Source organism: Fictibacillus solisalsi (assembly GCF_900103485.1).
Taxonomy (GTDB): domain Bacteria; phylum Bacillota; class Bacilli; order Bacillales; family Fictibacillaceae; genus Fictibacillus_C; species Fictibacillus_C solisalsi.
This window is the reverse complement of sequence record NZ_FNHW01000006.1, coordinates 87,048-99,907: the sequence shown is the minus strand read 5'-3', so window position 1 is coordinate 99,907 and position 12,860 is coordinate 87,048. Positions and strand designations below refer to the sequence as shown.

Annotated in this window: 12 protein-coding genes; 8 read left to right on the top strand and 4 right to left on the bottom strand. The window is 44.7% G+C overall.

The annotated features are described in order from the left end of the window. Nucleotides 1-118 precede the first annotated feature (118 nt). Entirely contained in the window at nt 119-364 is a 246-nt protein-coding gene (locus BLT53_RS22645; RefSeq protein ID WP_090239202.1) for a phage holin family protein, read from the bottom strand. A gap of 219 nt (nt 365-583) precedes the next feature. Here BLT53_RS22645 and BLT53_RS22640 point away from each other — a divergent pair, with 219 nt between their 5' ends. From BLT53_RS22640 to BLT53_RS22605, 8 genes are all read left to right on the top strand, one after another. Then, nucleotides 584-1,483: a DMT family transporter gene (locus tag BLT53_RS22640; RefSeq protein ID WP_090239199.1), complete on the top strand. Its 900-nt coding sequence runs from the start codon at nt 584-586 to the stop codon at nt 1,481-1,483. Between the two features lie 213 nt (nt 1,484-1,696). Beyond that, nucleotides 1,697-3,493 (top strand): sensor histidine kinase, encoded by a 1,797-nt coding sequence (locus tag BLT53_RS22635; protein WP_090239196.1) that lies wholly within the window; start codon nt 1,697-1,699, stop codon nt 3,491-3,493. Further along, nucleotides 3,474-4,625: a response regulator gene (locus tag BLT53_RS22630; protein WP_090239193.1), complete on the top strand. Its 1,152-nt coding sequence runs from the start codon at nt 3,474-3,476 to the stop codon at nt 4,623-4,625. Before BLT53_RS22635 ends, BLT53_RS22630 begins: the two co-directional genes overlap by 20 nt. Nucleotides 4,626-4,627: 2 nt before the next feature. After that, the gene (locus BLT53_RS22625) at nt 4,628-5,905 is read left to right on the top strand and encodes an ABC transporter substrate-binding protein (protein WP_244520548.1); all 1,278 of its coding nucleotides are present in this window, start codon (nt 4,628-4,630) and stop codon (nt 5,903-5,905) included. Nucleotides 5,906-6,100: 195 nt separating this feature from the next. Further along, the gene (locus tag BLT53_RS22620; RefSeq protein ID WP_090239187.1) at nt 6,101-7,558 is read left to right on the top strand and encodes a glycoside hydrolase family 68 protein; all 1,458 of its coding nucleotides are present in this window, start codon (nt 6,101-6,103) and stop codon (nt 7,556-7,558) included. 73 nt (nt 7,559-7,631) lie between these two features. Then, complete coding sequence (locus tag BLT53_RS22615) at nt 7,632-9,194, top strand: glycoside hydrolase family 32 protein (RefSeq protein WP_090239185.1); 1,563 nt, start codon at nt 7,632-7,634, stop codon at nt 9,192-9,194. A 97-nt stretch (nt 9,195-9,291) separates the two neighbouring features. Beyond that, nucleotides 9,292-9,795: a GNAT family N-acetyltransferase gene (locus BLT53_RS22610; protein ID WP_244520547.1), complete on the top strand. Its 504-nt coding sequence runs from the start codon at nt 9,292-9,294 to the stop codon at nt 9,793-9,795. 195 nt (nt 9,796-9,990) lie between these two features. Continuing rightward, nucleotides 9,991-10,191: a cold-shock protein gene (locus BLT53_RS22605; protein ID WP_061975552.1), complete on the top strand. Its 201-nt coding sequence runs from the start codon at nt 9,991-9,993 to the stop codon at nt 10,189-10,191. A 210-nt stretch (nt 10,192-10,401) separates the two neighbouring features. On the opposite strand, the gene BLT53_RS22600 is transcribed toward BLT53_RS22605, so the two are convergent. From BLT53_RS22600 to BLT53_RS22590, 3 genes are all read right to left on the bottom strand, one after another. Beyond that, nucleotides 10,402-11,403 (bottom strand): nuclease-related domain-containing protein, encoded by a 1,002-nt coding sequence (locus BLT53_RS22600; protein WP_090239183.1) that lies wholly within the window; start codon nt 11,401-11,403, stop codon nt 10,402-10,404. A gap of 112 nt (nt 11,404-11,515) precedes the next feature. Then, nucleotides 11,516-12,100, bottom strand: coding sequence for a TetR/AcrR family transcriptional regulator (locus BLT53_RS22595; RefSeq protein ID WP_090239180.1), 585 nt, complete (start codon nt 12,098-12,100; stop codon nt 11,516-11,518). A 3-nt stretch (nt 12,101-12,103) separates the two neighbouring features. Then, nucleotides 12,104-12,853, bottom strand: a complete 750-nt coding sequence (locus tag BLT53_RS22590; RefSeq protein WP_090239177.1) for an alpha/beta fold hydrolase — start codon at nt 12,851-12,853, stop codon at nt 12,104-12,106. Nucleotides 12,854-12,860: the final 7 nt, after the last annotated feature.

Below are 12,860 nucleotides of genomic sequence, written 5' to 3'. Positions count from 1 at the left end.
AAATTCGGAAACTCTCGCCTTATCTCCTTGTTTTCGACAAAAAAATTACAAGACGCTGCCCACAACACAAAAAAGCCGCCGGGAAATCCCCGGCGACTTATGTGCGGTTTCGTGAATGTTATTTTTTAGCCGATGACTCTATAAAATATTTTACACCGGCCACTGTCCCAATGCCAAGTAATGCGTACTTTAACCCAACCAATGTCGTATGCGGCGATACGCCCGATTCCCAGAAGGAATAAAGTACGCCAAGAACAATCGCCACAATCGGGATATAGCGGTTTGATACCTTTGAAGTCTGACGGATGGCATACAAAATGACGGCTAACCCAACATACGGAGCAAAATCATTGATAATGTCCATTCTTAGCCCTCCTTATTGATGCGTTGCTATTTGTACTAATGTATGTCGGATAACTTTACAGCAGAACAGAACGGTCCTGTTCTACTTCTGTCGATATCCACGAAAAAGCTGTAGATATTTCTCGGGAAATGTTGAAGGCAATCGAGGATCGAGCATTTAACTTGTGATTTATTTTGATAGGCGTAATATGTGTTAGGTATAGGTCAAGGAGGCACAGCGATGAAACAACTTTCACGAGCACAAACCGCCTTTCTGCTTACATTCCTTGTGATTCTATGGGGGATCAATTGGCCGTTATCCAAAATGGCCCTTAATTACACACCCCCATTATTATTTGCAGGAATCAGAACGATTTTGGGCGGTCTTATCTTACTTCTTTTCGCACTTCCACGGTTGAAGAAGCTTCGTTTTAAAGAAACATGGCACTTTTATTTTATTTCCGCTTTTTTTAACATCATCCTTTTTTACGGGCTTCAGACGTTAGGCCTCGGATACGCCCCGGCAGGGTTGTTCTCCGCCATTGTTTTCGTTGAGCCTGTGCTGCTTGGGATTTTCTGTTGGATTTGGCTCGGGGAATCGATGTACGGTTTAAAAATAATCGGGTTGTTCCTCGGCTTTGCAGGTGTGGCAATCATCAGCGCCAGTGGATTTACGGGAGAGATTTCAGTAATAGGCATCATACTTGCGCTTGGCTCCGCCATTGGCTGGGGACTTGGCACGGTTTATGTGAAAAAGGCCGGTGACCGGGTGGATGCGATCTGGATGGTTACCATACAACTGCTTATCGGAGGGATCTTCCTATTAGGCGCAGGCACCGGGTTTGAAAGCTGGTCAATGATCAAATGGGAAACACCATTTATCATAAATCTAGCTTTCATTTCTACCTTTGTGATCGCCTTTGGCTGGCTTGCCTTTTTTACACTGGTTGGTTCCGGTGAAGCGAGCAAGGTCGGATCCTTTACCTTCCTGATCCCGCTCATTGCCATCCTTTGCAGCTCGTTTTTGCTGCATGAAAGCATCACCCTGAATTTAGTAGTTGGGTTGTTGTTTATCGTAGTCAGTATCATTTTTGTTAATATGAAGCTTAAATCGAAGAAGATCACCGATTCGGGTGCTTAAAGCCACTAGAAGGCTGTTTCCTTTAAGGAAGCAGCTTTTTTGTTTTTCCACCCCACCTCTTTTTGCGCATCAGTCACCAATATAATGAGAGAATCGTTGATTTATAAAATGGGTAAATTATGTATCAGCGTAAATCTTTTCAAAGTAGCGAAGTATATGTTGGACATACATACAGAAAAACACCCCCCGCCTTTATATGAAAGGAGGGCACGCATGAAGACCATTCGGGGCCGCCTGCTGCTGATGCTTGTTCTTTTTATCCTTATCCCTTATTTCTTAACGGTTCTTATCCTCTATGGAGTAACTAAAAATAGCGTAGAGAAGCATGAATTGGAAAACAGCAGGGCGCAAATGCAGAAAAACGCGGAGGAACTTCAGCAGTACTTTGGTGATCTGGTGGACCTGCCGTATATCCTGTACCGCAATCCTGATTTGTTCCGGATTTTTCAGCATGGATTCAAGGATTCCATCTACCTGGATCAGTCTTCCATGGAAAAAAGCCTGGAGACCTTTTACCTGATGCGAAAGGAAATCCGCCAGCTCCGTTTTTACATCGCCAGGGATAAGGAGTCGTTCACCGTTTACAACGCGATTGTCAGCACACGGAAACACAAGCCGGACGTCCTAAAGGAAAAGCCTGTTCAACACTTGCTTCACTCCAAGCAAACGTACATCATTGAACCGCCACATCCACTGAAAAACTATAATAATGTAGCCATTGTTCCACAATCCGATAATACAAGCGTGCTGACGATTCACCATAAGATCAAAGATATCCTTTCAGGTAAGTTCCTTGGCATCATGACGATGGACATCAACCTTAGCACCTATTCCAGCATCATTGAGAAAGTAGAACAGAAAAACGGCGCTTCTGTTCTGTTGATTGATAACAATAATCAGGTGATATTCGGAAGCGATCGGTCTCTCATCGGCAAAGAGGTTCCTGCTTCTTTACAAAGAAAGATGGATGCTCCTAAATCGAAGGCGAACATTATCTTTTCTAAAACCCTGTCAGGGCCGCTCGGTGGATGGAAGCTGGTGAAGATCACCCCTGGTGATGTCTTGTTTTCCAACGTAAGGAAAACAGCCTATACCAACATTTTGATCGGCCTTGGTGTGGGACTGCTCGGACTTTTAATGATCGGCTTCATCTCCTACCGGATCACCCGTCCGATCCAGGAACTAAGCGGCAAAGTCCGGTCCATTGAAGGCGGAAAGATGGATGTCTCCTTCGATACGAGCAGAAAAGACGAGATCGGCCATCTGGAGACTCATATTCAGGAAATGATGCACCGGATCAATCTTCACATCGACCGTGAATATAAGCTTGAAATCGAAAACCGGAAAAACCAGCTCAGGGCGCTAAAATCACAGGTGAACCCGCATTTCCTCTTCAATGCCCTCCAATCGATCGGGGCAGTTGCCGTGCGGTCCAGGGCACCAAGGGTCTATCAGCTGCTGACGTCTCTCTCAAAAATGATGAGATACTCCATTCAAGCAAACCAGTGGGTAATGGTGAAGGATGAAGTGGCCTATATCAGGGCGTACCTTATCCTGCAGCAAGAGCGGTTTGGCCGCTCGTTAAACTACTCGATTGAGCTCAGTGACCAGATCATGCAGCTGACCATCCCCAGCATGATCCTTCAGCCGCTCGTGGAAAACTTTTTTAAACACGCGTATGAAAAAACGCATCAGGCTCATCTGTCCATTTTCGGAGCGCTGGAACAAGAGTTTTTATTCCTCTATGTGGAGAACAACGGCCCCACCCTGTGTGATGAAGCCCTTCAGGAGGTAAGGAAGACGATTTACACCTCCCCTGTTGACGGAGATCTCCCAAATGAACATATCGGTCTGAAAAATATATATGACCGTCTCCTGTTAAATTACGGGCCAAACGTGCGTCTTGAGATTGATACGTTACAAGGAAAAGGATTCTCTGTGAAACTATCGATCCCCCTGTCAGAACCAACCGATGGAAAGGAGGATGGGCATGAAAGTTTTAATCGCTGATGATGAATTTAATGTACGGGATATAATCCGCCACCTGGGACAATGGGACGCCCATGGAGTGACTCAGCTATTAGAAGCAAGCAATGGAGATGATGCCCGGCAAATCATTGAGACATCTGAGCCGGAATTGATCTTTACTGACATCAAAATGCCCGGTATGAACGGGATTGAGCTCATCGAATGGCTGAACAGCATTTCCTATCCCGGGAAAGTAGTGATGATCACCGGGTATGACGATTATGCGTTTATGCGAAAAGCCATCCAGAACAACAGCTTTGATTATTTGCTGAAGCCGATTGAAGAAGAGGCTTTTAACGCCACTCTTGAAAAGGCGGCCAACGCCTGGAAAGAAGAACAACAGAAGCTTCTTTTCACTGAAGATGCCAAACGGCTCCGGCTTAACCAGGTGATCACTGCAGCTTGTCAAGGTGAACCGGCCGACCTGGAATTGGCAGCACCATACCTTCCTGAAGCGGAAACCTATGAGGTGACTCTTCTGTCGTTCTATCAGATGCATCAGCCTGACGCTCACCTTCATGACCTGGCTGATTACCTTTTGGAGCGCCGGCTCGGCTATGCTTTCAAGCTACAGCATCAGCACAATTCCGGATTGGTGATCACAGTGCCCGGAGAGTGGCTCGCAGCAGAGGAATGGCTTGTCCATCACCTGGACATACCCGTCCGGCTGGTAAGCGGTATAATCAAATCATTGGACCACCTCCCCCTGCTTTTCTCAAAACTGCAAAAAGAAATGGAGGAACAGAATTTCCGGTCCATCCAGCGGCTTGATGATTTGGAAGCCGCCCGCCGCATGCAGGACATCATTTCCTACGTGGACCATTATTATATGGAAGACATTACGCTGGAGAAGCTCGCAAACCGTTTCTTTTTCAGCCGCGAACATATCTCTAGAAAGTTTAAGCAGGAAACCGGCATGACCCTGTCCAAGTACCTGGCCCGATTAAAAACGGATCAGGCCAAATACTGGCTGAGGGAAACGGACGAAAGCATCTACTCCATTTCATCCATGCTTGGGTATCAGGATGAAAAATACTTTTCCAAACTGTTCAAAAAGGTTGTCGGTGTCACGCCGTTCGAGTACCGGAACAGGCGAAAGACAGGAGTAGAATGAAGATGAGAAAACCTTCTTTGATCCTGTTAACCGGTGTGATCAGCCTGACGCTCACGGGTTGCCAGAGCCCGGACGACAGGGAAACGAAAAAGCAAACATCCTCAAAGCCCGACGTCACCTTGACGATTCGAAATCCGAAGGTGGAAATTTCCACGCAGTTTGAGGAAATGGCCAAGGCTTATGAAAAGAAAAATCCAAATGTGAAGATCGTGATTCATACGGTAGGCGGTGCAGCAGATACCTTATCTGATCTGAAAGCAGAGATGGCCAGCGGCAAAGCACCTGACATTTTTACCAACACCGGATTCGAAAATGCAAAGCTGTGGAGAAAATACATGGAGAATTTATCCGATCAGCCCTGGGTAAAGGATGCCTATGGTGATGCTTTGAACCCCATCAAATTGAACGGAAAAATCTACGGAATGCCGATGAACCTCGAGGGCTACGGACTGATTTACAATAAGGAGTTATTCCGCAAAGCCGGCATTACCCGGGAGCCTGGAACATTGAGTGAACTAACAGCTGCCGCGCAAAAATTGAAAAAAGCGGGCATTACTCCGTTTGCGACCGGTTATTATGAAGACTGGAAGCTGGGTGTCCACCTGTTGAATATCGCGTTTGCCATGCAGAATGACCCGGCCACTTTTATCCAACGTTTGAATAATGGAACCGCACGTATTGACAAGAATCCAAAATTTAATGATTTGCTGGATTTCCTGGACCTTACCTTGAAATACGGTACGGCAAACCCGCTGACCACCGACTATACAGCAGAAGTGAACAGTTTCGCCAATGGAAAAGCGGCCATTATTCTTCAGGGAAACTGGATTCAGCCAATGATTAATGAGCTGGCACCCGGCATGAAGCTCGGCCTGATGCCCGTTCCGATTAATGAAGAACCTTCCAATGACGCCATCGTGGTGAGTGTTCCAAACTATTGGGTGGTTAACCAACAGGCCACGCCCCAAGAGAAAAAGGAAGCCAAAAAATTCTTGAACTGGATGGTTTCATCCTCCAAGGGGAAAGCCTATATGACGGAAAAGTTCAAGTTCATTCCTGCCTTTAGAACGATTAAGCCTGCTGATCCCGGTCCGCTGGCTGCCGAAATCATGCAGCATTATAAGGAAGGAAAAATCCTCTCTTCCAACTGGTTTCAATTTCCTGTCGGCGTACGGGATGAATTTGGCGCCGCCATGAAAATGTATGTAGGAAAAAAGCTGACTCGGGAGCAGCTGCTTCATGAATTCCAGAAATCCTGGGAACGTTCGATATCGCAATAACGGTTTAAGCCTCCAAAGGGGGCTTTTTTTGATTCACTTGGTTTTCCTATATCAATATAAGACGAAATCCTTATCAATATGTGCCATATCCAAGCCTGACCCCCCTGCCCTATAATTCATTGTGTAATAAACAAGTTACACCTGCCGCACGGTTATGACAGGTATACCGCAAAAAACATTATAGGAGGAAACAAAATGAGATTTCAAAAGCTGGCCGTAAAGGCTTCAGCCGTATCGTTGGGCGCCGCTATCCTTTTTGGAGCAGGCGGGCCAGAGGCTTTTGCGGAAACTGCAACAAAAGACTACAAGGAAACGTATGGAACATCGCAGATTACCCGCTCCGACATGAAAGACATGATCTCCCAGCATGGAGATGCCAACTTCGAAGTTCCAAAATTCGATGCATCTTCCATCAAGAACATCCCTTCTGCCAAAAAGTATGACAAAGACGGCAACCTGATCAAAATGGATGTGTGGGATACGTGGCCGCTGCAAAACGCTGACGGAACCGTGGCGAACTACAAAGGTTACAACATCGTATTCGGACTTGCCGGTGACCCAAAGAACGCCAATGACACGTTCATCTACATGTTCTATAAAAAAGCAGGCGACAACTCCATTGATGCCTGGAAAAATGCCGGCCGAGTGTTTGATGACAACGATAAGTATGAAGCGAACGATCGTTACTTAAAGTATCAGTCCGAAGAATGGTCCGGCTCTGCCACGTTCACATCTGATGGCAAGATCCGCTTGTTCTATACCAATCGTGAGCCGTTCACACCTGAATCGAAGCATTACGGCAAACAAACACTGACCACCGCACAAGTTAACGTGTCTGAAAAAGACAGCAGCACCTTAAACATCGATGGCGTGGAAGACTACAAGTCCATCTTTGAGGGCGGAGACAGTAAAATGTACCAAACGGTGGAAAAGGCCTTTGGGGGCGGTGACTACAACGACAACCACACGCTAAGAGATCCGCACTATGTAGAAGACAATGGCCATAAATACCTTGTTTTTGAAGCCAATACCGGCACCGAAACAGGCTATCAGGGTGAAAATCAGCTTTACAACCAGGCCTACTACGGCAACAGCAATGCCTTCTTCCAGGACGAAAAGAACAAACTGCTTCAAAGCCCGAAAAAAGAGGAAGCCGAAAAAGCAAACGGCGCTATCGGAATCATTGAAATCAATGACGATTACACGTTGAAAAAAGTTATGAAACCATTGATCGTTTCCAACACCGTAACCGATGAAATTGAACGTGCCAACGTATTTGAAAAAGACGGCAAATGGTATCTCTTTACAAGCACACGCGGATCCAAAATGACCATTGACGGCATCGATAATAAAGACATTTACATGCTTGGATATGTTGCCAACTCCCTGGACGGCCCCTTCAAGCCGTTAAACAAAACAGGAATAGTCCTTCACCAAGACCTTGATCCAAATGATATTACATGGAACTATGCCCATTATGTTATTCCTCAGAAGAACAGCGACAACGCCGTAGTCACAAGCTACATGACCAACCGTGGGTTCTTTGAGGATCACAAGTCCACCTTTGCGCCAAGCTTCAAGCTGAACATCAAAGGACCGCATACCTCTGTTGTCAAAGACAGCATCCTGAACCAGGGGCAACTGACGGATTAAACGACCACGAAAAAGAAAATGCCAGCACTTCGGCATTTTCTTTTTTCATTTCATGGGAAGGAAGGTGAATGATATGAAGACCATAACTAATAAAAAACTGTTGTGGATAGTTATCGCTCTTGTGGTGCTCAGTCTTCTGAGACTTTATTATTATTCGTTTATACAGCAGCCAGCCGACAATCCGCCAAGGAAAAAGGTAAACGAGCAATCCTACAGGGCAGCGTACCATTTCACTGCACCGGACCATTGGAAAAATGATCCGCAGCGGCCGATTTACGTGAACGGCAAATATCACTATTACTATCTCTATAACAAGGACTATCCGAAAGGCAACGGAACGGAATGGCGCCATGCCGTCTCGGAGGATCTCGTCCACTGGAAGGACGAAGGCGTGGCCATCCCCAAATACACGAACAAGAATGGAGATCCTTGGTCCGGATCGGTCGTCATCGATAAGAAAAACACGGCCGGCTTCGGCAAAAATACCTGGATCGCTATCCTTACCCAGCCTTCAAAAAACGGCGGCAGGCAGGAGCAGTTTCTCTGGTACAGCAAAGACAACGGAAAAACCTTTACATCCTACAGCGATAAACCGGTCATGAATAACCCTGGCACGAAGGATTTTCGTGATCCGAAAATCATCTGGAACGAACAGCACAACAAGTGGGTCATGACGATGGCTGAAGGAAACAAAATCGGTTTTTACGAATCAAGCAACCTAAAGGACTGGAAGTATACGAGCGGCTTTTCCACCGAGAATCTCGGAGTGCTTGAGTGTCCCGACCTTTATATGATGCGTGCTGATGACGGAACAATGAAATGGGTTCTTGGCTTCAGTGCCAATGGCTCCGTTATTGGCGAACCGAACACGTACGCCTACTGGACCGGCAGCTTTGACGGAAACACCTTTATTCCCGATCAGGAAAAACCGCAATGGCTTGACCACGGCTTTGATTGGTACGGCGGCGTGACATTTGAAGACGGAGCAGCGAGCGATCCATACGAAAAGCGTTATGCGTTTGCCTGGATGAACAACTGGACATATCCGCATAACACCCCAACCCGAAAAGAAGGCTTTAACGGCATGGATTCAGTTACCCGTGAGATCAAGCTTAAAACCGGAGATGGCGGTGCCTGTTATTTGGCCTCCCAGCCTGTGAAAGCATTGGAAGATTTAAAAGGCAGAACAAAAACCTATGAAAAAATTGAAGTGGACGGCTCTAAAACACTGGATATGAAAGCAGATGTCTATCAGCTTGAGACCGATATCAGCTGGAACGAGGCCAAGAATATTGGCCTGAGACTTCGTGAATCAGATGATAAGAAGCGTCACATCGTTGTGGGAATTAATGCGGCAGATCAGTATTCTTATGTGAATCGGTCATTTACAGACCATCCCGATAAAGAGAACAAGTTTACCGAGAGCAAGGCACCCTCTGATACAGCCAAGAATAAGGTTCATATGAAGGTATTAGTGGATAAAACAAGTATCGAAGTGTTTATGGATGATGGGAAAACGGTACATTCGAATTTGGTTTATCCTAGGTTTCAAGATGAAGGGGTTTCGTTGTTTTCTGATGGCGGGAAAACGACTTTTCAGAACATTAAAGTTAGCCCTTTGAAAGAGAATCGATAAATCAGGCTACTTCCTTTTGGAAGTAGCTTTTTTATGGCCAAGCAGAACTATTAATATGGTACAATTTGGATAAACCACTTGAAGGGACTAACACTCTTTGGCTATCGTCTATGAAACCAACCGTCTGGTTTTACATGTATTTGATCTCACGTACTTGGAGGATACCCGTCTCTTCTGGGGAGATGATGAAGTGATGGTGCACTGTAACGGGGCAAGTCCTGATGACTTGCTCCCAAAAATCATTGAGGGCTACCGTAAGCTGCATCATAAATATGGATTATCGGTTTATGCAGTTCAACAAAAAGACACCAACAGAATCATTGGTGCAGCAGGGTTTAATATCCATGATGGGTTAGAGAAGATTGAATTGATCTACCACTTTAACAAAACGAGCTGGGGTAAAGGCTATGCCACCGAAGCCGCAAGGGCGTGTATGGAGCTGGCCAAACAAAATAAAAGTGCCCGCTGTGTATATGCCACGGCAGATCCACTGAATAAAGGTTCGTTCACCGTTTTAGAAAAAGCCGGCTTTACACAGAAAGGAACACTTTGGTGTGAAGACACAAAAAAAGAAGAGCCCTATTATGAGTTCATGTTCTAATCTCGTGAACCATATTCAGCTCAAATCTGATATGGCTCCTTTTATATCATCAAGTGAGAAATTCAGTTTGATTTGCATTAGCTTCCGATTATTGGTATGATGACTATAGATTATTTTTGTTCGGTGTAGAAAATTTAATACTTTGAGCAGGGATAGTAATACATTTGTGTGGGAACGCACTAGGAGGCAACATACATGGAAACAGGTACAGTTAAATGGTTTAACGCAGAAAAAGGTTTCGGATTCATCGAGCGCGAAGAAGGAGACGATGTATTCGTACATTTCTCTGCTATTCAATCTGAAGGATTCAAATCTTTAGACGAAGGCCAAAAAGTAACATTTGACGTTGAGCAAGGTGCTCGCGGGGCTCAAGCTGCTAACGTTCAAAAAGCATAAATTGTATTTAAACAGGCTCTTGATCATCAGGAGCCTGTTTTTTTATGGATAAATCCAAAACGATGCAAAAAGCCCCGCACCAAATGGGAGCAGGGCTTTTTACAAGTAATAAAACGTGTAATCTTCACAGGATAGTAACAGTATACCATATGATTTGGAAATGGCAGTGAAAGAGTCCGTTATACTTTAACCTTTGCCAGGATTTTTTTACTATGAAACCACATTCAGGCTCAGTAACAATTCTTTGATTTTCTTTAAGTCACTCTTGGTATAGATCGGCTCTTTATTTGCCTGTTGTTCCAAATATCCCTTTAACTCTTCCTGAGAGCTGATAAATGGAGGATTTCTATCCCCTGTATTCGTTACAAAACTGGTTAATCGGTTGTTTTGATCCTGCGGATAGCCGAAATATAGAATTCCCTGCACCCACTGGCATGGTAAGTTTTCATGGTTTAAAAAGTGATACAGGCTGCCGGCCGTCATTTTCACTTGCTGATCCGGATTTCCATCCCCGTATCGTGTGATCTTTAAGGTGCTTTCTTTTTCAGAAGCAGAGTCAGTATCACTCATCCCTTTTACAACAATCGTGCGTTCATCCGTTTCTTTTATATCTCCAAACAATTTGTCCACTATAAAAGAAAACTCTTTGGCGGTTCTTTTGGAAATGCCATGCAAAACATCTCCTGCCCAGTATTTGGTCTCGATCATATAGATGCCTGTTCTCATCAAAACCAAATGATCAATTTGACGGGAGTTGAATTCTTCCATCGTTGTATGTGTGGCATGCGGTATAAACACATTTCCCATGATCATCATATCATCATAATCCAGCATACCCTTCTCCACAAATTCCTCCTTCACCATGCCGAGAAACGTATGAGTGAGAATCTCGCCTTTATCCCGTTTATAACGCAGCAAATGATTGATATAGTTGTTTTTTTGCAGCAGCTTTTCTTCAAACGTTTGCCTTAGGGCTACTTGCTCTTCCGCCGCCTTCGCCAATTCCCTGTTTTTCTCCTGCAGAAGCTTTTCCTCAGTGATTTCCAGCGTGGCTGCCGTCTGAAGCTGTATTTCTTCGATCTCCGTTATCTTTTCTCTTTTGATCTTTTTCAATTGTTTTTGATGATGAGCTTTAGCATCCGTTTGCCGTTTAAAAAGAAAAATGCAAAGCACCGCTAACACAACAACTAAAATGGACAATGTAATTACCACTTTAACAAACTCCTTATAGATGAATTAAACCGATGCTGATTTAGTTAATGGTTACTTACAATTCTATCCCTGTCCAGTTTGAAGTAAATACTCACAAAGGCCCGATTTGGCTTTATTTGCAAAATTCCTGAATCATTTCTGCTTTTAGTTCATCAATGGGAAAGTTCTCTGGATACGTGGAGATCATCAGCATGATCCCTTGAAGTGTCGATGAAAAATATAAAGACCTTTTTCTCGGTTCCTTCACACCCATTTTTTCAAACATTTCACACTGCAAGTTGAACTGTCTGGCACTCTCCTCAATCAACATTCTGCTGTAATTTGATAAGATCTGATCAGATTCCGGCTGTGTCTGCAAATGAAGATAAAATCGGTACACTTCAGGATGCTCGCAAACATTATTAATCGCCTCTTCGATGATATGCCTAATCTGATTAACCGGTGTTTCAATGGCTACTGCTTCTTCCATTACTTGAATCAATTCACCCATCCTGGTTTCTACCATTGTCGCAAGCAGATCTTCTTTTCCTTTGAAATAATTGTACAAAAGGCCTTTTGATATTCCAGCGTGTTTTGCAACATTATCAATGGAAGTCGCATGATAACCCTGTTTAATAAACAGTTCCATTGCTGCTAATTGAATTTTCTCTTTTGCTTTGCTTCGTATACGTTCATTCTCTTGCTGGGTCCGCGGCATGTCTTACTCCTCCAAAAACTCAGTGATAGTACGACTGACCACATTCGGATGCGTCAACGTCAGCATATGGTCCGCTTCCGGTAAGTGAGTAAATCTTACGTCTGGCAGTCTATTAAAAAAACTTGCGATTCGCTGGTTATCGGGAAGCTCCACTTCTCCGAGAATAAACAGCGTCCTAGCCTTAATCTCCTCTAATCTTTCAATGGCTGGCGGTTCTGGCCATACGGATTCAAACGTCTTCCATTCTCCTATTTTCTTCAAATGATGTCTAAACATTTCGACAAGCAAATCCTTCTGCCGACTCGTCAAAACCACACGATAAGAAGGGGCGTCCAGTGAAAGTTCCAGCATTTTTTCCATATCAGGGAAAAAGGAATTGATCTTTTGCATCCACTGGTTGAATTCCTCTGAGTATTGATAGCCTGACAATGATGGGGCGATAAGGATAAGCTCAGCTACCCTTTCCGGGTACTCCAATGTAAATTCTGTGGCGATTTGTCCACCCATGGAATGACCAACGAGCACAACCTGATCAAGTTCCAGATGGTTCAGCAGGGTAAGCACATCTTCTACATAGTTGGCTGGGCTTACTGGTGAAGGTGACAATCCGGCCCCCCTCCCATCCACAGTGATTACCTTATACTTCTGAGCTAATAGAGGTGCGATAAACGTCCAATCCCGTAAATCCGCACCTCCACTGTGAAGAAGAACAATAGGCTTTCCGCTGCCGCTTGCCTCATAATAAAGGTCCATTAGAATC